The 20,449-nt window shown below is 46.3% G+C and carries 21 protein-coding genes and 1 tRNA gene; 11 read left to right on the forward strand and 11 right to left on the reverse strand.

The window, feature by feature from the left end; all coding sequences use genetic code 11:
- Positions 1 to 20: 20 nt before the first annotated feature.
- From ACI2NF_RS04110 to rpiA, 7 genes are all read right to left on the reverse strand, one after another.
- Positions 21 to 131 (reverse strand) — tRNA-Tyr (locus ACI2NF_RS04110).
- A gap of 71 nt (positions 132 to 202) precedes the next feature.
- A complete protein-coding gene (locus tag ACI2NF_RS04115) occupies positions 203 to 961 on the reverse strand; it encodes a proteasome assembly chaperone family protein (protein WP_400152004.1) in 759 nt (252 codons plus the stop codon).
- Positions 933 to 1,127 (reverse strand): RNA-protein complex protein Nop10, encoded by a 195-nt coding sequence (locus ACI2NF_RS04120; protein WP_400210343.1) that lies wholly within the window; start codon positions 1,125 to 1,127, stop codon positions 933 to 935. The genes ACI2NF_RS04115 and ACI2NF_RS04120 overlap by 29 nt, the downstream gene beginning before the upstream one ends.
- Positions 1,128 to 1,132: 5 nt before the next feature.
- On the reverse strand, positions 1,133 to 1,918 hold the full coding sequence (locus ACI2NF_RS04125) for a translation initiation factor IF-2 subunit alpha (protein ID WP_400153155.1): 786 nt from the start codon (positions 1,916 to 1,918) through the stop codon (positions 1,133 to 1,135).
- Positions 1,918 to 2,085 carry a 30S ribosomal protein S27e gene (locus ACI2NF_RS04130; protein ID WP_177971954.1) on the reverse strand — a complete coding sequence of 56 codons (168 nt, stop codon included), beginning with the start codon at positions 2,083 to 2,085 and terminating at the stop codon, positions 1,918 to 1,920. The genes ACI2NF_RS04125 and ACI2NF_RS04130 overlap by 1 nt, the downstream gene beginning before the upstream one ends.
- A 4-nt stretch (positions 2,086 to 2,089) precedes the next feature.
- Positions 2,090 to 2,368, reverse strand: coding sequence for a 50S ribosomal protein L44e (locus ACI2NF_RS04135; RefSeq protein WP_177971953.1), 279 nt, complete (start codon positions 2,366 to 2,368; stop codon positions 2,090 to 2,092).
- Between the two features lie 108 nt (positions 2,369 to 2,476).
- Positions 2,477 to 3,160, reverse strand: a complete 684-nt coding sequence (gene rpiA, locus ACI2NF_RS04140) for a ribose-5-phosphate isomerase RpiA (RefSeq protein ID WP_400146902.1) — start codon at positions 3,158 to 3,160, stop codon at positions 2,477 to 2,479.
- Positions 3,161 to 3,205: 45 nt separating this feature from the next.
- Here rpiA and ACI2NF_RS04145 point away from each other — a divergent pair, with 45 nt between their 5' ends.
- Complete coding sequence (locus ACI2NF_RS04145; RefSeq protein ID WP_400211128.1) at positions 3,206 to 3,904, forward strand: diphthine--ammonia ligase; 699 nt, start codon at positions 3,206 to 3,208, stop codon at positions 3,902 to 3,904.
- Here the strand turns inward: ACI2NF_RS04145 and ACI2NF_RS04150 are convergent.
- Together ACI2NF_RS04150 and ACI2NF_RS04155 are read right to left on the reverse strand one after the other, a co-directional pair.
- Positions 3,896 to 4,366: a peroxiredoxin family protein gene (locus ACI2NF_RS04150; RefSeq protein ID WP_400146897.1), complete on the reverse strand. Its 471-nt coding sequence runs from the start codon at positions 4,364 to 4,366 to the stop codon at positions 3,896 to 3,898. The two genes, ACI2NF_RS04145 and ACI2NF_RS04150, sit on opposite strands and share 9 nt — an antisense overlap.
- Before the next feature lie 25 nt (positions 4,367 to 4,391).
- Entirely contained in the window at positions 4,392 to 8,039 is a 3,648-nt protein-coding gene (locus tag ACI2NF_RS04155) for an AAA domain-containing protein (RefSeq protein ID WP_400211129.1), read from the reverse strand.
- Between the two features lie 55 nt (positions 8,040 to 8,094).
- Here ACI2NF_RS04155 and ACI2NF_RS04160 point away from each other — a divergent pair, with 55 nt between their 5' ends.
- The 7 genes from ACI2NF_RS04160 to ACI2NF_RS04190 all read left to right on the forward strand — a co-directional run bounded on the left by ACI2NF_RS04160 (position 8,095) and on the right by ACI2NF_RS04190 (position 13,237).
- On the forward strand, positions 8,095 to 8,334 hold the full coding sequence (locus ACI2NF_RS04160; protein ID WP_177971949.1) for a hypothetical protein: 240 nt from the start codon (positions 8,095 to 8,097) through the stop codon (positions 8,332 to 8,334).
- Between the two features lie 83 nt (positions 8,335 to 8,417).
- The gene (locus ACI2NF_RS04165; RefSeq protein WP_400211130.1) at positions 8,418 to 9,629 is read left to right on the forward strand and encodes a lysophospholipid acyltransferase family protein; all 1,212 of its coding nucleotides are present in this window, start codon (positions 8,418 to 8,420) and stop codon (positions 9,627 to 9,629) included.
- A gap of 13 nt (positions 9,630 to 9,642) precedes the next feature.
- Positions 9,643 to 10,194, forward strand: a complete 552-nt coding sequence (locus ACI2NF_RS04170; RefSeq protein ID WP_400146890.1) for a flavin reductase family protein — start codon at positions 9,643 to 9,645, stop codon at positions 10,192 to 10,194.
- A 146-nt stretch (positions 10,195 to 10,340) separates the two neighbouring features.
- Positions 10,341 to 11,174: a transporter substrate-binding domain-containing protein gene (locus ACI2NF_RS04175; protein WP_400146887.1), complete on the forward strand. Its 834-nt coding sequence runs from the start codon at positions 10,341 to 10,343 to the stop codon at positions 11,172 to 11,174.
- A 23-nt stretch (positions 11,175 to 11,197) separates the two neighbouring features.
- On the forward strand, positions 11,198 to 11,896 hold the full coding sequence (locus tag ACI2NF_RS04180; protein ID WP_400146885.1) for an amino acid ABC transporter permease: 699 nt from the start codon (positions 11,198 to 11,200) through the stop codon (positions 11,894 to 11,896).
- Positions 11,886 to 12,629: an amino acid ABC transporter ATP-binding protein gene (locus ACI2NF_RS04185; RefSeq protein ID WP_400146913.1), complete on the forward strand. Its 744-nt coding sequence runs from the start codon at positions 11,886 to 11,888 to the stop codon at positions 12,627 to 12,629. Before ACI2NF_RS04180 ends, ACI2NF_RS04185 begins: the two co-directional genes overlap by 11 nt.
- Before the next feature lie 104 nt (positions 12,630 to 12,733).
- Positions 12,734 to 13,237 (forward strand): hypothetical protein, encoded by a 504-nt coding sequence (locus tag ACI2NF_RS04190; RefSeq protein WP_400152009.1) that lies wholly within the window; start codon positions 12,734 to 12,736, stop codon positions 13,235 to 13,237.
- A gap of 8 nt (positions 13,238 to 13,245) precedes the next feature.
- Here ACI2NF_RS04190 and ACI2NF_RS04195 read toward each other — a convergent pair whose 3' ends face one another.
- Positions 13,246 to 14,655 carry a DHA2 family efflux MFS transporter permease subunit gene (locus tag ACI2NF_RS04195; RefSeq protein WP_400206570.1) on the reverse strand — a complete coding sequence of 470 codons (1,410 nt, stop codon included), beginning with the start codon at positions 14,653 to 14,655 and terminating at the stop codon, positions 13,246 to 13,248.
- A 153-nt stretch (positions 14,656 to 14,808) separates the two neighbouring features.
- Between ACI2NF_RS04195 and ACI2NF_RS04200 the strand changes: the two genes are divergently transcribed.
- Both ACI2NF_RS04200 and ACI2NF_RS04205 read left to right on the forward strand, forming a co-directional pair.
- A complete protein-coding gene (locus tag ACI2NF_RS04200) occupies positions 14,809 to 15,363 on the forward strand; it encodes a cysteine hydrolase family protein (RefSeq protein WP_177972066.1) in 555 nt (184 codons plus the stop codon).
- Positions 15,335 to 16,330 carry a 4Fe-4S binding protein gene (locus ACI2NF_RS04205; protein WP_400211131.1) on the forward strand — a complete coding sequence of 332 codons (996 nt, stop codon included), beginning with the start codon at positions 15,335 to 15,337 and terminating at the stop codon, positions 16,328 to 16,330. The genes ACI2NF_RS04200 and ACI2NF_RS04205 overlap by 29 nt, the downstream gene beginning before the upstream one ends.
- A gap of 40 nt (positions 16,331 to 16,370) precedes the next feature.
- On the opposite strand, the gene ACI2NF_RS04210 is transcribed toward ACI2NF_RS04205, so the two are convergent.
- Positions 16,371 to 16,502 (reverse strand): hypothetical protein, encoded by a 132-nt coding sequence (locus ACI2NF_RS04210; RefSeq protein WP_400146872.1) that lies wholly within the window; start codon positions 16,500 to 16,502, stop codon positions 16,371 to 16,373.
- 324 nt (positions 16,503 to 16,826) lie between these two features.
- On the opposite strand from ACI2NF_RS04210, the gene ACI2NF_RS04215 reads away from it, so the two are divergent.
- On the forward strand, positions 16,827 to 20,423 hold the full coding sequence (locus ACI2NF_RS04215) for an InlB B-repeat-containing protein (RefSeq protein ID WP_400211132.1): 3,597 nt from the start codon (positions 16,827 to 16,829) through the stop codon (positions 20,421 to 20,423).
- The last annotated feature ends 26 nt before the right edge of the window (positions 20,424 to 20,449 follow it).

Consider the following 20,449-nt stretch of genomic DNA (forward strand, 5'->3'; position numbering starts at 1 on the left):
ATATTTAAAATGTAAAGGTATGGTCCCCACTCCCTGATTTGAACAGGGGATCTGCTGATTTCAGCGGCTGTACCGGCATTGCCGGGAACTCTCTACAGTCAGCCGCTCTAGCCAGGCTAAGCTAAGTGAGGACAGACTGACAATATAGATAGATTATTTAAACTTGCTGATTGGCCAATCCGTCACAGGCTGATGGACTGGCTCATCCAATATAACCGAGATCGACAGTTTTCTGTTGCTCAGCTTCCATCTCTTTGACCTTAGCGGTGAGCTCATCGATCTGTTGACATTTCGAATCAAGTTCAGCATGATCCAATTCGATCCCGATGATCGACTCAAGCACTTTCAACAATGCGATACCGCTCTTATGGTCCACAAAATAACCTGATGTCTCGCCCATTAAGCACACCGAAGGGATCCCATATATCTTGCCGAACCCAACTAACAATGCGGATGCTCCAACGATCCCTCCTGCAGGTTCCCCTGGAGAGAAGATTACTCCGTGATCCTGGAGATCCACCTTCATGTCTATGTCAGAGACAGCACCGAGTACCCTTGGAGTATCGGTCATCTTGCCCGTTCCGTATCCTCCGAGCGTTATCATCTTGGATACATCCATCCTTATGAACACATCCTTCATGAGATCCTCGCAGATCAGATACTGTCCTTCTGGTGTCGTTCCTTGGTATTCACCAAGTAAGAATATGATGTCCTTTCCATTGACATCGTTCACATAATACAGTTCATTGCATGCCATGTCGATGACGCAATCGCTATCTAACATGACCTGTGGAGGAAAACTGTCTGAATAGACCGTAGCGAATCTTTTGGCGTTGAGTTTCTCCGCAAGGAAGTCAGCAGCTATCTTGCCGACATTACCAACACCAGGGAGCCCTTCGATCAATATGGGTTTATCGAGTTCAGGTATGCAATCATATACGATCGTTGTGCAGTTTCCCATTCTCTCCATACTCCTCTATTATGGACTCTCTTCTGTACTTGCCATAGCGATCATCTGGAGAATATCTCGGCGGATGTGCCGTTACGGTATCATCCGAACAATCGAGACATTTTTCCTTCATGGAATAGCGTCCACATTTAGGACACCTCCTGAGGGATGATCTCATGGGTATCACTTGCTCTCACGCTTGAGTGTCGCTTCACCACCGGCTTTCGTGAGCGACTTTATCGCAGTAGTGGAGATCCTCTTCAGGACGTCCTCTGCCGTCTTGTACTCGTCGGCTGTGATGACCACTCTGTATTTCGGCGAACCGACGGATGTAATCGATACCTTGGCCTCATCGCCTGCGACTTCGAGTCCATCATCCAATGCTTTCCTGATGTCCTCTATTCCTTCAGGTTTGAGCGTCCTCATCTCAAGTATCGCGTCGATCTCCACATATGGTAATGTGACATTCTCCTTCGCGACTTCGATAAATGTCTCGACCCAATCTCCCTGATAGTCGTCACGGAGTTCGTCGGGGTTCGCAGCTATGGCCTCGAATGCGCCATAGAGTGTGTCGTATGCTTCGGTGAGTTCGTTACCGAACTCGTCGTAAGCTTCGTCAACGGAGATCGAGAGTCTCTCGGCTATGATCTCGACAAGCTTCTCAGCTTTCTTCTCATTCTTCCACTGTTGGACCTTCTCTCTCTTCTGGTGGTCGTTGACAGATTTTAAGGAAAGGTCGATGTGACCTTTTTGTGAATCTACGCCCAGAACTTTGCAGACAACTTTCTGTCCTTCTCTGATGAAGTCTCTAACGTACTTCACCCAACCAGAGGCAATATCCCTTACATGGATGAATCCTTCTTTGCCGTCGTACTCATCAAGGGTGACGAAGGCACCGAAGTTCTTCACATTCGTAACGGAGCAGACTACTAACTCTCCGTTCTCGGGAAATTCTCTGGCGCGAGACATCAGTTGTATACCTCGACCACTTCGCCTTTGATATCGGCTTTTCCGCCCTTTGGTTTGACAAGTGTCGCACCGCAGACGTTGCATGTGACTGTGGTCGCTGCTTTGCTGAATGTAACCTGCTCGTTGCCGCAGTCGGCACATTTGATCTTTACGAAATCGTTAACCATGGGATCACTCCGTAAGCTCGAACTTCTTTGCTCTGATGCAGGATGTGAGGTGCGCTTTCTTGCACTCTGTGCATCTGTATCTGATGTTGACCCTCTTGGTGGGCTTCTCCCTTCCTTCGGGCTTAGGCCTCGGGAAACCTCCGTAACCTGCTGTTACCTTTCTGAATCTCCTCTGACCCCATTTGAGTTCGCTTGCTTTCTTCTTCTTGACCCTTTCTACGTCGTGGACAGTGTGTGTCTCACAGTAGGGGCAATATGTTTTGATCGTTCTGGGCATTTTCATTTGATTCACCCTTGATTATGCGTGGAAAGTTGCTAATATCGAGGTTATATAAAAAGGGATTGGGCGTTATAGTAACCTCTCATTCCTTCATATATAATATGGGAGCAATCACTCCCCGATCCTCTCGACATGGCCATCACCTGATGCGATGAGCACGGTGGTGGCGACGTTCAGGAACAATCCGTTCTCGACGACACCTGGGATGACATCGATCCTCGATTCCAGGAAGAACGGGCTGCTTATGGCGTCGAACTTGCAATCGTAGATGTAGTTGCCGCCATCTGTGATGAATGGTGTGTCACCATCCATCCTGAGTGTTGCTTTGCATCCCTGTTTCTCGAGCATTATCCTCGTCTTCTCGTGTCCGAACCTGAGGACCTCGACCGGGAGATGCGTCTTGACACCGAGGATATCGACCTTCTTGGAACTGTCGACGATGATGACCTCTCTGACTGATGATGCGGCGACGATCTTCTCTCTCAGCAGCGCTCCTCCAAGGCCTTTGATGAGTTGCATATCATCATCCACCTCGTCGGCACCATCGATCGTGACATCCAGGTGATCCACATCGCTGAGCGATACGACCTTGATGCCGTTCTCTTTCGCAAGTTCCTCGCTCTGTACGGATGTTGCGACACATGTGAGATCGTATCCCTCCTTCACCTTCTCGGCGATTCTGAGGATGGCATAATATGCTGTAGAGCCAGTTCCGAGTCCTACATTCATTCCATCCTTGACGTATTCGTCCACTGCCTTTTCCGCTACGATCTTCTTGAGGTTGACTTCTGCCATGGTGTCGCCTTCATCCTCACTATATCCTTCGCCTATATATTGCTGATGAACATTATCCTTTCGATGAGATTGGCAGCATTGTACTCCGGTGGGAAGGACTCCACGTTCGCTACATATCTGGCACATCAGATGGGTCATGAGATATCCTTCTTGGTGAACATCGTTCCCATGGATAAGGCGTCATGGATCTTCCATACTCCGAATCTCTCTATCGTTCCGAAGATGGCCGAAGCTATGGACATCCCCATGATATCTGTTGTATCGGATGGTACTGAAGAGGGGGATATGGATGCATTGAAGGATGCATTGGAGGGTCTTGATATCGATGGGGTCGTCGTCGGCGCACTGTGGTCGGATTACCAATGGGATCGTATGAATAGAGTGTTGGGAGAATTGGATCTTATCATGCTGTCACCATTGTGGAGAAAGGATCAGGACATGGTCTATGACGAGATGGTGTCCGCTGGTATCGATGCCATCATCGTAGGTGTTTTCGCTGAAGGTCTGGATGAGAGATGGTTGGGGAGACATATCGATAATGCATCCAAGGATGAGCTTAAGATCCTCAGGTCAAGATATGGCATCAGCATAATGGGAGAAGGCGGAGAGTACGAATCCATGACATTGGATTCGCCAATGTTCAAGAAGAGGTTGGTGATAAACTCATCCAATAAGAATGTCAAGAAAGGCGTCGGTACGTTGGATGTGACCGACGTCATTCTTGAGGATAAGGCATCAGAGTGATGACTCGATTCCTTTGATGATATCATCGAATTCTGGAAGGACCTTGGGTTCAGGTGATCTCCAGATGAATCTGATGATCCCATCCTTATCGATGAGGTAGAATTCTCTGTTCGTGAATCCGGTCACCATGAAACCAGGGCCGACTATCGCGCCATATTCCTTGGCTGCGGTCTTAGCCGCATCATGGAGGAATTCGAAAGGCGCTCCGAGACGGTCCTTGAACATCTTATGACTGTCCAAGCTGTCATTGTTGATTGCGACCATCCTGACTCCGGTGGATTCCAAGCGAGCATATTGCTCTATGAACTTTCCCATGTAGTTGGTGCAGTTGATGCCGAAATCCCCTACGTAGAAGTTCAGCAGTATCGGACCATCCTTCAGTTGTTCATACAAATTGAATGAATCCCTGTCCGTTGAGGTCACTGTGAAATCCGGGGCCTTGTCCCCAACATTCAATGTCATGGTTCTGTGAACCGACACCATTCGATTATAATGTTTGTATAGTGGGTACACGTGAAGGATGATGTCCATCCGATTCCAATATCGATACGATGGCATCGGTCTCCTTCTCAGGGTCGTTCCACCATTTGTTGCTCCATACTCTGCGTATGGACCATCCTCTTGATTCCAGGTATTTCTGCCTGTGATAATCCCTCTCCCTGGTGGATGTCGCTCCGCTGTAGAGTGAGTTGTCGCATTCGATCCCCAATACGTATTGGTCACCGTCCTTCACGACGACATCTATGCTGTATCCTCCGATACCGAAGTTGGTCTCAGCATCATACCCCCTCCTCTTCAGTGATTCGCATATCTGATCATTGAAGATGGCGGTTCTATCGACGACGATATCCGTTCTCTCGGATAGTGAGTTCAATATCTGTTCCTCTTCATCCCTGTTCTTGGAACTCACGGCGAATGCGTACTCGAGATACCTCTTCAGAAGTCTCGGACCCTCATTCTTGCTATCGGAGACATCCAACTCATCCGGGCGGAATGATGTGATTATGTGTATCTTCCTTCTTGCACGGCTTATGGCGACATTGAGGCGGTTCTCCCCGCCGATGTTGTTGAGCCATCCGAACATCTTTGATATCTTTCCAGATTCGTTCTTGGCGTAACCGATGGAGAAGATGATGATATCCCTCTCATCCCCCTGTACGGATTCTATGTTCTTCAGGAACAATCCGATATCCTCTCCGTTCTCTTTGCGTGAGGCCTCTTTCCTTATGACATTTCCGAATTCAGGGTCATCGATCGATTCTTCTTCTATGAGATCATAGATCAGATCTCTCTGCGAGGTGTTGAATGTGATTATCCCGATGGTCTCATCGTTCTCACGTTCGGATAGTATCCTCTTCAGCAAAGAGACTGTTTCTATGGCTTCTTTGCGATTGCATTTGTTCTCCCATCTAGCGCCATCCACGAGATGCGTCTCGATCGGAGGGAGTTCAGGAACATCCACGTTAGGAGATACGTACAATCTTCCCCCGTAGAAGGCGTAATTGGAGAATGCTATCAGTTCCTCATACTTCGATCTATAATGGAAATTGAGCATTATGGAATCGTATCTCGATCTGGCGAGATCCAATAGGCTGTCCTCATCCGAGATACCATCTTCATCGAAGCAGATCCTTCCGCTTCCAAGACTCGAAGGGCGCAATTGTCTGTGATCACCTGCTATGACGACCTTCTTCGCACGATAGATCGATGGTATGCCCTTCTCCACATACATCTGCGAAGCCTCATCGAATATCAATAGGTCGAAGAGCCCCATATCCAACGGGAGGAGTTCGGATACCGTCTCCGGGGTCAGAAGCCATACTTTGATCCCTCTGAAGAGATCTGAACCGAATTTCGATATGAATTTGTTGACAGACCATCTGCGTTTGCTTTCCGTGATCCTGCGCATCTCGGATATCATCTTTGAATCCGTGACGGCTTTCAGGGAATCCCTCAGGATGAATTCGACCCTATCCTTGGTCGCTTTGCGTTTTCCCGATATGTCCGCATCAACCTCATCCCTTATCATGTCGAAATCATCGATATCCTTCAGGAGATCGGCATTCTCCCTCTCGAATGATTTGAGATGATCCATCATGATGAATGCGAACAGCTCATCATTGCTCATCTCATAGCTTGAAGGCATCCTCGTGTTCACGGATATTATGTTCTCGCCATACATCCTTTGGATCCTCGGCAATCTTTCGTATGATGATAGTTTCTCAACATAATCCGGGTAGGATTCCAATGATTCCAAGGTCCTCTTCGTATCATTCAACAATTGATCGATATGTTTCGCGTTGTAGTTGGTGAAGTATCTGTTGAGGATGGTGGTTGCCATCCTCGTCACATGTCCCTTCCCGAACAGCCTATCGGAGAATCCCATCGAATCGTATTCGTTGGATGCCTTGGATAGCTCACGCAGATCTGTTCCTAAACTCCTCAATTCGAAATCGGTGAGATCCCTTCTGACGTATGCCATCCACGGATTCGAATCCAAGCATTGGTAATATGATCTCATGTCCGAGATCGTTCTTTTCTCGCAGAAGCGTTCGTACGCCTCATGGAGTTCAGAATAACCTATGTTCAATAGTGATGATGAGATGTTGTCCTTGAGCATAAGGTATCTTCTGAACTCATCGGGATCGTTGAGATCCACTTTTTTGACCAGGGAATACATCCTGTAAGGCTCTATCCCGAACGAGTCCGGCCTATACATACCATCCGCGATACGTGTGAGTTCGGAGAGGTGTCTTTCTATCTTATCCGATATAGGGTCGATCTCCGCAGGGGATACATTCTCGTTGGGAGGGAGGTCGAGCATCATGCTCAATTGCTCGTAGAAGAGATCCTTGTCGGATACGTCATCAATCATCATCACATATTTCGATAGATCTCCGAGACGCGAATGGACGACATCCAACGCTGTCTTCTTCTCCGATACCATCAAAACCGTCTTCCCTTCATTGATGGCGGTAGTGATCATCCCTGTGATGACCTGTGATTTCCCTGTGCCCGGTGGACCTTGGACGACCAATTCATCATTGGTCGTCAATACCTCGATCACCTTTTCCTGTGCGCTGTTTATCTGATTGATGTATGTGATATCCTTCTCATTCACATCGGGACCGGATTCAGTGAGATCGATGGGTTCTTTTTCAGGAGGAGATATCAGTCTGTCAAGGATCCTATTGATGCTCCCTTTCGATGCCAACGCATCGAAATCCCTCTGTATGGAGTTGGAATAGAGCGGAAATTTACCAAGAATGAGAGTGTGTTCGACTTTGAGTGAACTTTCTTCATGGTAGGAGAATGGATGTGTATCATCATGTTCGTTGATGTATGTGATTCCATTGTCTTTGTAGAAATCATCCATCCCATCCAATGCATGGGATGGATCATCGATCACACAGTCTTGTAAGTCCTTCCTGATGTTGTTGAATCTCATGTTGGCAAGGACCAACGTGTTGTTGAACACAGCATCCCTCGTGTGATCATATGATAGATAGAATCTGCGATCATGTTTCCTCAATCTCACAGGGAACAATATCAGCGGAGCCATAACAGGGAAATCATCTGTTATGGGGCCGCAGATGAAAGGGTATGCCATGTAGAGATCGGTCGAACCTTTCTCCCTGAAATCACGCAGAGTCTCTCTAGAGATCAGGTTCAATCCTTCGTATCTTGCTCTATCGTCGATACCACAGAGCAATATCTCCTTGTCGTTGATGATCTCCATGGGATCATCCATGCCGAATGATGTAAGGTCGCACATCCTACTCTTGACCATCTTCGGGCAATAGAGCAAGGGATTGCCTTTGCTGATGTTCGTGAGCTTCTTCTGTAGATCCTTCAGAGCAATCTCCGATGCTCCATCCAAAGGTACCGATTTCGCAGCAGTCCTGATATGCTTACGGGTTATCATCAGGAAACTCTCGCCGTATTTCTCGACGAACGTCTCCCCGATCCCTTTGATCATCAACAGATCATTCTTCTTGGCCGGCAACCTCTCAGCCATATCGGATAATGATTCATCAGAACATATCTTCGGTTCCCTGCCATTCACGGTATGCTCTTTGCGTAACGCATCCCTGAGGCCGATGAGCTCATCGAATATCCCTTGGCTGTCTTCCATATCGAACAGGTATATCGCGGGAAGATAGATAAGTCATGTTGATGTTCCTTCGAATATGGAGTTCAAATGTCCGGGCGGAGGTAACTTCGGTACGCCCTCATTGAAGATCAAGAAGTGTCCGAACTGTGGTGCGGACATCGAACTGTTCTCCACCGATGTCAAGGCATCATGTTACAATTGCGGATTCGTAGCCTATAGCGATATGAATTCGTGCATATTCTATTGCGAACATGCGAGGGAATGCATAGGTCCAGAGGCATATGATCGCATAATGTCGCAACGTGATGATATCTGATCGATGATGCGGCAACATAGATCCTCCTTCCGTTTACATTATATCTGATATGCAGATACTTCCCTGTTCAATGAGGCTATCATATGGGGTCGAGGAATAAGGGCGTGGATTATCCGAAACATACTCTGTGGTATCGTTTCACCCTATGGGTGTTGGGTTATTGTCTTATCATAGCGATATGTATCAAACGTTTCAACATCCGTACAGAGAGATATGAAGGGAAGATCGAACGTCCGTATGTCCTCACATACAACCACATATGCGACTATGATTTCTTGGGTGTCCTGAATTCCATGAGATATTATGGGAGATTCATCATCAGTGATGCTCTTCTGAGGAAGCGTTCATTGAGATGGTTATTGAAGGTAGGTACCAACGGGATATATCGCCGTAAAGGTGAATCTGCCGATGATGCTATAGAAGCGGCCAAAGCGACCGTGGCGAAAGGCATCAATGTGAACATGGCTGCCGAAGGCGAGGAATGTCCGAATGGTGTCACCGCAGAGATCAGGAAACGTACGGGTCAGATGATCAAGGACCTCGATGTCGATCTCATAACTTTCAGGATGGATGGCGGATATTTCCTTAAACCCAAGTGGGCGGACCACCGTTCAGGCGGTCCGTTGACCGGGAAAGTGATCAATATTTACAAGAAAGAGGACCTTGAGAAGATGACCGTTGAGCAGATCAACGATATCATCTACAGGGACCTCTACGTGAATCACTACGAATGGAACAGGGAGCACAGGGTGGTCTACGACCGTGAATGCCGTGCGGAGCACATGGAGAGATTGGTCTTCAGATGCCCCAAATGCATGAAGGATGGGCATCTTCACAGCCATGTGGATGTATTGTCATGTGATTCATGCGGCTATTCGGTGTCTGTGGATGAGTATGGTTTCTTCGACAAGGATGCGATATTCGATAATCTGTACGATTGGGATATGTGGCAGAGGTCGGAGTTGGTCAAGGAATCACAGACGTGGGAGGATGATCCCGATCTTGTGATCGCGACCGATGAGCACTGTATCTTGAAAGTGATGTCCGGTGACAATGCAGTAGTTCTTGATGACGATGTGACGATATCCATGACGCATGATGAGATCACGATCAAGGGCGGATCCACGGATATGCACTTCCCTTTGAAGGATCGCATCAACATCGTAGCCGTGAGAGGAGGATGTGGAATCACATACGATGGGAAATACTATCGCGTCGAGCCGAAGACACCCTCATGCATGAGGAGATATAGAACGATCCTCAGGATAATCCGTAAAGAGAAATACCTCGGATGATTCTTCTTCTCACATGAGAAAGAACCTAGGCATCAAACCATGTCTGTATCCTGAGCCTGTGCTCATCATCGGCACTTATGATGAGGATGGTGTGCCGAACGCCATGAACGCTGCATGGGGAGGCATACACAATGATGACGAGATCTACATCTGCCTATCGGATGATCACAAGACCGTCAAGAACCTTCTCAACAGAGGGGCGTTCACAGTGAGTTTTGGAACCGTCGATATGTTGGATGCATGCGATTATGTCGGCATAGTCTCTGGAAATGATGTGAAGGATAAATTCACAAAGGCTGGTTTCACAGCGATGAAGAGTGAGTTCGTGGATGCACCATTGATCAATGAACTCAAGATGTCGATCGAATGCGTCGTCAAGAGTTATTCCAATGAGGAATTGATCGGAAGGATCGTCAACGTCTCCGTAGATGAGGATGTCATGACCGATGGCAAAGTGGACATCTCTAAACTAAGGCCGATTATCTACGATGGTCTGAATCGCGACTATATCGAGTTCGGTAAGAAGGTCGGAAAAGCATTCTCAGACGGAAATAGGTTGAAATAATCTTTTTTAACATCATTCTGATGTCTGATTTCAAATAGATTTGTTCAATATCAGACATCAGGTCATTATCCATACAAGTAAGTTAGACAACACTTATACACGTCCTTTCATAATAGGGAATTATCAATCCTATTGGAGGAAATACAATGGAAAAGAAGCAGATTTACGCGATTGTCGCAGTTGCTGTCGTTGTTATCGCAGCGATCGGTGCAGCAGTCGTTCTTATGAACAATGGTGGGGGTTCGAAAAAGATCGAGACAATCGACGATCTCAATGGAGCAACCATCGGAACCATCAAAGGTTACACTGGAGACACATTCGTCCTAGGCGACATAGAGAATGGTAATTTGAGCAAAGAAACGAAAGTCCTGTCATATACCACTGGTGCACAGGCTATCGAATCATTGAAGAGCGGTCATGTCGACTGTGTGATCATAGATGAGCAGCCCGCAAAGAAGTTCATCGAGCTCAACAGCGGATTGAAGATCCTTGATAGCAACTATGTCGAAGAATCATACGCACTCGCAGTGAAGAAAGGTAACACTGCACTTCTCGATAAGATAAACGATGCGATTGCAAAGTTAAGGGAAGATGGAACACTCAAAGCAATTGAAGATTACTACTATGAGGGAAAGGGGACAGCATATGTCAAGAAAGATGTAGATAGAAGTGCTGGAACCCTCAAGATGCTCACAAACGCATACTTCCCACCGTATGAGTCATTCAAAGACGGCGGAGACACTGGAACAATCGTAGGTTTCGACGTCGATCTTATGCAGGCAATCTGTGACATACTTGGAATGGAACTCAAATGTGAGAGTATCGAATTCGTTACACTCATCACAACGTTGGATGGAAGTAAAGAAAGCGAGAATTACGTTATCGCAGCTGGAATGACAGTTACGGATGAGAGAGCAAAGCAGGTCGACTTCTCCAACCCGTACACGAAGTCAATTCAGGTCGTCATCACAAAGGCCTGATCTGAAAGAGGAGAGGTAGTCTGATGTCATTGTGGGACGATATCTACGATGCGTTCATTTACAACGATCGTTGGAAGTATGTGCTATCCGGTTTAGAGAATACGATTATATTGACAGTGATGGCACTGATCCTGGGTATGATCCTTGGAGTGATGATCGCATCCGTAAGGACGATCCACGATAAGAACGGTAAGCTACCGATCCTCAACATCATCTGCAGAGCGTATGTCACGGTCATACGTGGTACGCCTGTGATGGTGCAACTTCTTATCATCTACTTGGTGGTGCTCACTCCGAATGTCATAGGATTCAGAATCAATCCTTTGATCACAGGTTCATTGGCGTTCGGTCTGAACTCTGCCGCATATGTCGCTGAGATTGTACGTTCGGGCATCAACGCAGTGCCTGCAGGTCAGTTCGAGGCGGCAAGGAGTCTTGGACTCTCATTCGGCGCGATGATGACTACAGTCATCCTTCCGCAGGCTGTCAAGAACATATTGCCTGCACTCTGTAATGAAGGGATAAGCCTCCTTAAGGAGACATCCATCTGTGGTGTGATCGGCGTAGTTGAACTTACAAAATCATACGAGATCATCATGTCATTCACCTATCAGGCCATGGTGCCGTTGATCGGTATCGCATTGATCTATCTGACGATGGTCATGATCCTCACTGCATTGGTGCATAAACTCGAAAGGAGGTTGAATGCAAATGCCATCTGATGGAGATGTGCTGATAGAGGTCAAGGATCTTCGCAAATCTTTCGGAGATCATGAGGTATTGAAAGGGATCAACACCACGATCAGAAAGGGAGAGGTCGTCGCGATCATTGGCCCTTCTGGTTGCGGTAAGTCCACCTTCTTACGTTCGCTCAACCTTTTGGAGGAACCGACAAGTGGTTCCGTGTTCTTTGAAGGTACAGATATAACGGGAGAGGGCGTGGACGTGAACAAGGCACGTCAGAAGATCGGTATGGTGTTCCAACAGTTCAATCTCTTCCCTAACATGAGCGTGAAGAAGAACATCATGCTAGCTCCAACACAGTTGAAGCTCATGACCGAGGAGGAAGCATCGGACAAGGCCGATGCTTTGCTGAAGAGGATAGGTCTGTCGGAAAAGGCCGATCAGCGTCCCCAGAGGTTATCTGGCGGACAGCAACAGCGTGTCGCGATCATCAGGGCACTCGCTATGAATCCTGATGTGATGCTGTTCGATGAGCCCACATCCGCTTTGGATCCCGAGATGGTCGGGGAAGTGTTGTTGTTGATCAAGGACCTTGCCAAAGAGAATATGACCATGCTCATCGTCACGCATGAGATGGGATTCGCAAGGGAGGTCGCTGATCGTGTGTTCTTCATCAATGACGGTGTCATCGCAGAGGAGAACACTCCTGCAGAACTTTTCGGAAATCCTCAGAACGAACGTCTCAAGGATTTCCTTTCCAAAGTACTTTGAATGGATCCGGGACACCGTCCCGATCCTTTTTCTATTATCTTCACACCATATGATCCAAGCATCTTATGCGATATGTGGAAATATTCCGTTATTGATGTTCTAGTATGACGATATCTGTCATCGTATACACATCGAACACCGGTTTTACAAAAAAATACGCCGAACTCCTCGGCGAGAGGACAGGATTGACCGTACGTCCATCCGGTTCCAGGGATGTGCCGAAGGGAAGCGAGGTCATCTACCTAGGATGGGTGGCGGCAAGCGTCGTGAAAGGATTCGATGTCGCTTCCAAATCGTATACGGTGAAGGCAGTATGCGGAGTATGCATGGGGCCGACAGGAAGTCAACTCGAGGAGGTAAGGAAGAAGACCAAGATCCCGGTAGACGTCCCTCTATTCACGTTACAGGGTGGATTCGACCCTAACAAACTCCGCGGATTCTACAAATTCGTCATGAAGTCTGTATTGAAGAAGATGAAGGCTAAATTGGAATCCATTGAGAACAGGACTCCTGAAGAGGAACTCGCATTGGAGATGGTCGTTTCAGGCAAGGATCTGGTAGATGAGAGGAATCTGTCCGAAGTCCTCGATTGGTACTCCGGACAGTGAGTATTCACTCATTCCTCCACTTTCTGTTTCAGGCTCATCGCCAATACGAATGCGATCATCGACATCAAAGCGGCAACGAAGAACGCATGTTTGAATCCAGGCATGAGCACCTGACCAACGGTCATCCCGACAGCGGGCGTGAGTATGAATGCCATAAACACTGCGTTCAATATCGCTACACCCGAAGAGGAACCTGCTTGTCTGAACGTATTCGTGAGTCCTGATAACAATCCATCCTCTCCCTTCTTTATGAATCCGAATGAATGGTTGGTGACTGCGACCAATGCCATACCCATACCAGCACCCATCACGAACAACGTGAGTATGATGTACCACAATTCAGTGGATTCGCTGAACTTGGTCATCAATATGAATCCGATGGCAGCGATGAGCGAACCTGCGATGATGAATATCCTGTTGTCCCCTGTCCTGTCAGTTATCCTGCCGACGATCGGTCCTGCGACCATCATTCCGACGGAGTTCGCTATGAGTATGAATCCATACTCCATCGTCTCCATGCCTTGTACATATTGTAAATAATATGGCAAGAGAAGATAGCATCCGCTTATCGCCATGAACAACAACAGGTTGATGAGGTTCGATTTCAGGATGTTCTCATTCTTGAACATGGACATCGAGATCAATGGATCCGATGCTCTCTGTTCCCACCATGCGACGAGTCCTGCGCCGACGAACATCGTCGTAAGGATCGCAATACCTATATCGGACATCCACCCGATGTCCCTTCCTTCGTTGAGATAATACGTCATCGAGAACAATGTGATGAAGATGAGCACAGCACCCAAGGCATCCAATCTCTTCTTCTCAGCAGGTATCTCCTCATCCACCTTCATGTATCTGAGGCAGAGGAACAGACAGATCAATCCGATCGGTACGTTAATGAGGAATATGTATGACCAATGAACGGATGTGAGTATCCCTCCGATAGCAGGTCCGAACGCGGTACCTGCGGATGATGACAACGTCACCGCACCGATACACGATCCCCTACTCTCAGCCGGAAGGTACGATGACACCATGGCAAGTGACATGGACATCGACATACCTGCGCCGAGACCCTGTACGCCTCTCAGTATGATTATGGACATCAATCCGAGTTCGGGCATCAGTCCACATATCCCTATGGCGAGGGATGATATCGTGAATATCGTTATTCCGATGATGAATACCTTCTTGTATCCTATGTTGGAGCCAATCTTGGACCACAATAGGATGAAACAACATAGCATGAGTGTGTAGATGAGAAGTACCCATGAGATGTTGGATGTGTCGTGACCTGCTTCACCCATGTCATGCGCTATAGTTGGTAATGCGACCGCGACGATCGTAGCATCCAACGCTGTCATGAATGAACCTAGGATCAATGCGAATAGGATGATCCTGTACCTTCTTTCCATCTTATCGTCCTTCTTCGGATATCTGGGGCGACGGATGTCGCCACACCATCCATTTCAGAGGTTATGGGGGTTTCACCGTCGTTACGTTACTTAAAATTTGTACTGAGCATTCGTTCGCATAATCTATAATATCGGTAGCGATATCCCTAGAACATGGTATGCGGTAACAGTGGTAAGGCCATAATCATAGTCGATGTATTGAATGACTTCGTTACAGGTTCCTTGAGATGCGATCGTGCGCAGAGGATAGTCCCTCATCTCGTCGATCTTGTCAAGAATGCTAGGGAGAAGGGCATACCGGTCATCTATTCCAATGATGCACACATCAAAGGTATCGATCATGAGTTGAAGCTTTGGGGCGATCACGCCATAGTCGGTACGGAGGGTGCCGAAGTGATCCCTGAGTTGGAACCCAAGGAAGGGGATTATATAGTACCCAAGAGAAGGTACAGTGGATTCTACGGTACCGATATGGAGATGCTGCTGAAGGAACTGAATGTGGATACGGTCATCCTCACCGGTCTGCACGCACACATGTGCGTGCGTCACACAGCAGCGGACGCATACTACAGAGGATACAACATCATCGTCCCGACGGATGGTGTCGATTCATTCACCGAAGAGGACTATCTTGCAGGTCTGAAGTATCTCAAAGAGGTATATGGCGCAGAGATCTCCGATGTCGATGAGATCGTCAGAGGCTTCTGAGATGATCTGCAGGAAGGATATCGCAAATCTGATGGACAGGTGTGTCGGTTGTGGTGCATGCAGGGATGTATGCCCATCATACCGTCACGGCGGATGCGACCCGTTGGAGGTCATGGCAGGCAACATAGAGAAGGCCAAAGGATGTCTTACATGCGGATTGTGCAATGATGTCTGCGGTTCGACGATACCTAAGAAGGTCATGATGTATGCCGCATGTATCGCCAACGATGTGAAGATACCTCAGACATTCTACGATACGGGATACAATCTCCCTCCTGCATCGGTCGAAGGGTTGCCTGTTCCTGATTATGATGAAGATTCAGATAACGTATTGATGCCTGGATGTCTGACGGTCGCAATGGCGCCGTATCTTGAGTATTCGGCTGTAGAGGCATTGAGGATCGTTGGAAATGATGTCAGAAGATTCGACGGCGGTTGTTGCACGTATCCGATACCATACAGATCGATGTCTGATGGCGATAGGGATGCGATGAAGCATAAGATTGCCGATAATCAGAACATAAGGCAGATGTTCAACATATGCCCTGGATGCAGGGACGAGATGTCATCAGTGTGCGATACTGATCATGTGATCGGTCCGTTGCATAGAAGTATCGATGTCATAAAGGGATTGAAAGGCATCGACCTGAAGGTGGCATCGTTGCCCGGGTGCAGTCTCAGGCATCACAGGGAAGAGTTCTCGGACATAATCGAGGCATGCGGTTGCACCGTCGTGGATGTGGAACAGGGTTGCTGCGGAAAGGCAGTGCCAGGTATATCTGAGAAGATAATGTGGGAGAGGCAGGATTCCTTGAAGGATGTGGATGCTGTCATTGTCGGTTGCCCATCATGTTTCGCTAGGTATGATGCATTCGAGGATGGTGTACCTGTACTCTACATCACGGAATTGGTCTGCTTAGCTGCAGGCGACGATATCACGTTGCGTTTCCACAAGAACAAGTTGTGATCCACGTGTGCATGCCGATGATGCATGCACACGAGTGTTTTCAATTGCGTCCTTTGAGATATGTGATGTCGTCGTTCTTATCGGCATCCATGTATCTTCTCACACATAGTTCGATCCCATGAGCGAAGCTTGCGAATTCGCGGGATTCGACCTTTTTCGATAGGTAGTCCATGACCTCTGGCGGTAGAGTTACACTTATTGACACTTTTTTCTGTTTATTTGTCATCATTTGTGCATTTTTGTAATTAGTTATAAAATATTATAAACATAATTATTGTAATTCATTGTTTTACAACAATATTGATTGTTATTCTTCATAGGTTTTTGCTAACTGTTCCGTTCGTCACCCATAGATATATAAGGTACATTGAATTTATAGCAGTTAAATTAAGTGTATTACACTTAGAATGAATGGATTGACATTGCGATTCACGTGCTTTCTATTTCTTTGGAGGCCATTGGCGTATGTTGGGCATTCATGAATGGAGAGAGAAGAATGGAGAAGGAGAAGAAGGTCCTATTCGCACTGATGTTGGCGGTATTCGCAATCGTCGCTTGTGCTTTCATCATGTTCGATGACGGGGATGTATCTGCCGCCGATGGCACATGGAGTAGCGAAGGTGTGACATCACTATCGGGAGAAGGAACAGAAACAAATCCCTACAAGATTGGAACTGCAAATGAGTTGGCGTTTCTAGCTGAGAAAATAAACACAGGCGAGGCTAAGTATGTTGGAAAATACTATGTGCTCATTTCTGACATCAATCTGGCTGGAAAAGAGTGGGTGCCGATAGGAACCGAAGATAAGCCCTTCGCGGGTGTATTCGATGGTAAGGATCATAAGATCGCTGGTTTGACAATAAAATATGTGCTCCGTAGTGGTGATGAGGCAGATAAGATGTACATGGGCCTTTTTGGTGCAACATCATCTGATGTCGCCATCGATAGTGTATTGAATGGTTACGAACCAGATGTGTTGAAGATACTCGATTGGAGTAAGAATTGTGCAGTTTTGAAGAACATCGTGTTCACTGATGTTGGAATATCTGTCGAAGGACAGACTGTAGGCGCGTTGGTCGGTAAGGCAACGAACACCTGCATAGACAACATCAAGGTCAAAAGTGGTTCACTCCTGACAATGGGTAACAGCGGAGGCGTGGTTGGTTTCTTATCAGGTTCTGTTGTCAACAACGTGTCGACTGAAAAGGAATACACTGTAGGTACTGTTGATAAAGGAGGTTATTCCATCGGCGGTATCGTTGGTGCGGTACGTGACAATGGTAACAGTGCGATCATCAATTCAGTCAATGAAGCAAAGGTTGAGGTTTATATCACATCTGCATCAGCAGCTGGAATTCTTGGTAACATCGCTGATACTCCTGCATCTACGCTGATTTATGGATGTGTCAACAACGGAGAAGTCTCTATTCAGAAAATAAAAACTGAATCAGAAGATACTGATGACGGCAAATACCGCAATAACTCCGCCACTGGAATCGTTGGACATTCTAACGGACAACAAACCACATCCATAATCAATTGTATTAACAATGGTAAGATCATCAATAGCAGTAACAGTAAAGCAGGTTCACTTGCAGGTATTTCCGAATACACTGCAGGATTGATCAGTGGATGTGTCAATAATGGGAAGATAATTGGGGATGCATACATTCGTTCTGGTATAATCAGTCACAACTACATGAATTTGGTAATCAGGAATTGTGATAACAAAGGAACAGTTGCTACTGGTGATGCAATAGTTGCAGACATCATAGCACTCAACCAAGGCGGCATTACAGTAACAGACATGGTCGTAGAATCATCTGAGGAGATTGAGAAATATATCCCTGTGGACTTTAAATTCTCATTTACTATCGATAAAGTCACTTGTCCAAAAGGAACAATAATCAACTTCAACCCATCAACAATTGGTACCAATGTCACAATAAATATCATCGATTCATTGAATGGTTCGACATTCACATTCAAAATCAATAAGGGAAACGGTATCAATGTTTGCGTTAAGGGTACCGATGTTTCAGTCTTGTTCGATGGAGAAATAGAGGGTACGACCAGTGTTCATTGTAACAACATCAAAGTAACATTGCTTGAAGACAGTAAATTGACAAGATTTTACCTCTACGGCGATGGGAATGAAATGGTATTCTCTGGTAAAGTTAATGAAAGTATAGCAATAGGTAGCGATACAAGAAGGTGTAGCAACAATACCATCATATTCAAAGGAGAGTTTAAAACAGCGAATCTTGGAGTGTATGTATGTGGCAACAATAACGCTATAAACAATGTTGGAACTATTGATGCAGATACATATTATGGAGTAAAGGTCATCGGAGATAATAACACATTTGTCAACAAAGAGGATGGAGTTGTCAAAAACTTCCTTTCAACAAGAGGTAGTGGCAACACAATCCGTAACTTTGGTCAGATCTATACAATAGATTTTGTTGGAACTGGCATCATTGTTAATGAGAGCGGAGCAAAAATCGAAGGAGAGTATCTATCTAACGGTGGTCACAAAATCAGTGTCGGAACATCGCTTGGTGCGGATTATGTCAATACAACAGTTGAGATACACAACTATGGTACAATAGAGGGGTTAAATGCAGCAGGTAGCTCATACATTCTCTACACAGCAGGATTTGACAAAATCACATGGTACAATCACGAAGGTTCAAAAATAATACAGACGAACGATCTGTTCTGTTTCCAGCAGAAAGGCTACCCTATAACTGGGGAGACAATGAGGGGTTCGTGCAATATGAATTTCTATTTTGTCGAGGGGACAATAGAAAAAGGTGGTAGCAATGTCACAATCGATAGCAATTCATTCTCTGTTGATACTCAAGGGACTATAGCAGATTATGGATCAATTGGGAATACAAACAGCAACAAGGTCGGTCTGATTAAACTTAATTACGGTGAAAGGGTCGACGTTGCAACAGAGAATAAATTTGTACCTGTGTTCGTTGATAGGCAATTCACACTTCCAACACCTTCAAAGGATGGATTTAACTTCGATGGTTGGTATGATGGTGATTCTAAGTATACGGAAACAAAAGTAAATTCACTTGAAGGACTTCCAACCAAACTTACTGCAAAGTGGGGTGAAAAATCCATCAAGATTATAACTTCATGCTCTCCATCTAATGGAGGTACTGTTACAGGAGCATCATCATACGACAATGGCGATATGGTTACATTGAAGGCTGTTGCTAACGACGGATACAGATTCCTCAGATGGAATGATGGTACAACGGATGCCACGAAGACATTTAAGGCGATGACCAATGCCACATACATAGCAGAATTCGTCAAATTGGTCACTGTCACCTTTGATAACAATGGAAACAAGGCAATCGAAACAATCGACAAAGGAAATAAAGTCACCAAACCTGCTGATCCATCCAGGTCGGGTTACGTATTCAGCGGATGGTACGATGGAACAAGCAAGTGGGATTTCAATACAGTTGTAAATGATGATATCATTTTGACGGCTAAATGGGTCAAGGATTCAAACGTCATTGTCATCTCATACAAAGATGGTAAAGTCGACTTCAATGTCCCGATAGCTACCGTAGCGACGAAGATCATAATCGAACTTCCAAACAATGTCAGTGTAACATTGGAAGACAATACGGTGGATTCCGTATCTGGCAGTAACATTACGGCATCTGTGACCAAGCTTACCAGCGATATGTTCGAGATCACCGTCAATAAGGATGGTACTACGATGAATGCGTCCATGAGCATCACATTGCCTTACACAAGTGGTAAGGGAACGCCCTCAGTGTACTACTACCCAGGGAGTGGAGACAAGGTATTGATGGGTGGAACGATCGATGCAACAACATCAACGATCACTTTCCAGACTAATCACAACTCAGTGTATGGTATCGTATATGCTACACCGGCACCTGACGTCCCTGTGCCTCCGATCACACCAGGTGATGACAATAATACAATTGTCAATGTTACTAAAGAAGTAACGAATCAGAACGTAACGTTCATGGCAGCCATTGCAACAATGGTCGCATCGCTCTTATTATTGGCAGTTGTCATTAAGAGGAAGTGAAAACTTTAAACAGGAGGGGGAGACCC

The organism is Candidatus Methanarcanum hacksteinii (assembly GCF_964305265.1).
GTDB classification, from domain to species: Archaea; Thermoplasmatota; Thermoplasmata; order Methanomassiliicoccales; family Methanomethylophilaceae; genus Methanarcanum; species Methanarcanum hacksteinii.

Coding starts and splice junctions, on each gene's coding strand:
- ACI2NF_RS04115 (WP_400152004.1), bottom strand. CDS start 961: ATGGGAAACTGCACAACGATCGTATATGATTGCATACCTGAACTCGAT.
- ACI2NF_RS04120 (WP_400210343.1), bottom strand. CDS start 1,127: ATGAGATCATCCCTCAGGAGGTGTCCTAAATGTGGACGCTATTCCATG.
- ACI2NF_RS04125 (WP_400153155.1), bottom strand. CDS start 1,918: ATGTCTCGCGCCAGAGAATTTCCCGAGAACGGAGAGTTAGTAGTCTGC.
- ACI2NF_RS04130 (WP_177971954.1), bottom strand. CDS start 2,085: ATGGTTAACGATTTCGTAAAGATCAAATGTGCCGACTGCGGCAACGAG.
- ACI2NF_RS04135 (WP_177971953.1), bottom strand. CDS start 2,368: ATGAAAATGCCCAGAACGATCAAAACATATTGCCCCTACTGTGAGACA.
- rpiA (WP_400146902.1), bottom strand. CDS start 3,160: ATGGCAGAAGTCAACCTCAAGAAGATCGTAGCGGAAAAGGCAGTGGAC.
- ACI2NF_RS04145 (WP_400211128.1), top strand. CDS start 3,206: ATGAACATTATCCTTTCGATGAGATTGGCAGCATTGTACTCCGGTGGG.
- ACI2NF_RS04150 (WP_400146897.1), bottom strand. CDS start 4,366: ATGACATTGAATGTTGGGGACAAGGCCCCGGATTTCACAGTGACCTCA.
- ACI2NF_RS04155 (WP_400211129.1), bottom strand. CDS start 8,039: ATGGAAGACAGCCAAGGGATATTCGATGAGCTCATCGGCCTCAGGGAT.
- ACI2NF_RS04160 (WP_177971949.1), top strand. CDS start 8,095: ATGGAGTTCAAATGTCCGGGCGGAGGTAACTTCGGTACGCCCTCATTG.
- ACI2NF_RS04165 (WP_400211130.1), top strand. CDS start 8,418: ATGGGGTCGAGGAATAAGGGCGTGGATTATCCGAAACATACTCTGTGG.
- ACI2NF_RS04170 (WP_400146890.1), top strand. CDS start 9,643: ATGAGAAAGAACCTAGGCATCAAACCATGTCTGTATCCTGAGCCTGTG.
- ACI2NF_RS04175 (WP_400146887.1), top strand. CDS start 10,341: ATGGAAAAGAAGCAGATTTACGCGATTGTCGCAGTTGCTGTCGTTGTT.
- ACI2NF_RS04180 (WP_400146885.1), top strand. CDS start 11,198: ATGTCATTGTGGGACGATATCTACGATGCGTTCATTTACAACGATCGT.
- ACI2NF_RS04185 (WP_400146913.1), top strand. CDS start 11,886: ATGCCATCTGATGGAGATGTGCTGATAGAGGTCAAGGATCTTCGCAAA.
- ACI2NF_RS04190 (WP_400152009.1), top strand. CDS start 12,734: ATGACGATATCTGTCATCGTATACACATCGAACACCGGTTTTACAAAA.
- ACI2NF_RS04195 (WP_400206570.1), bottom strand. CDS start 14,655: ATGGAAAGAAGGTACAGGATCATCCTATTCGCATTGATCCTAGGTTCA.
- ACI2NF_RS04200 (WP_177972066.1), top strand. CDS start 14,809: ATGGTATGCGGTAACAGTGGTAAGGCCATAATCATAGTCGATGTATTG.
- ACI2NF_RS04205 (WP_400211131.1), top strand. CDS start 15,335: ATGTCGATGAGATCGTCAGAGGCTTCTGAGATGATCTGCAGGAAGGAT.
- ACI2NF_RS04210 (WP_400146872.1), bottom strand. CDS start 16,502: ATGGACTACCTATCGAAAAAGGTCGAATCCCGCGAATTCGCAAGCTTC.
- ACI2NF_RS04215 (WP_400211132.1), top strand. CDS start 16,827: ATGGAGAAGGAGAAGAAGGTCCTATTCGCACTGATGTTGGCGGTATTC.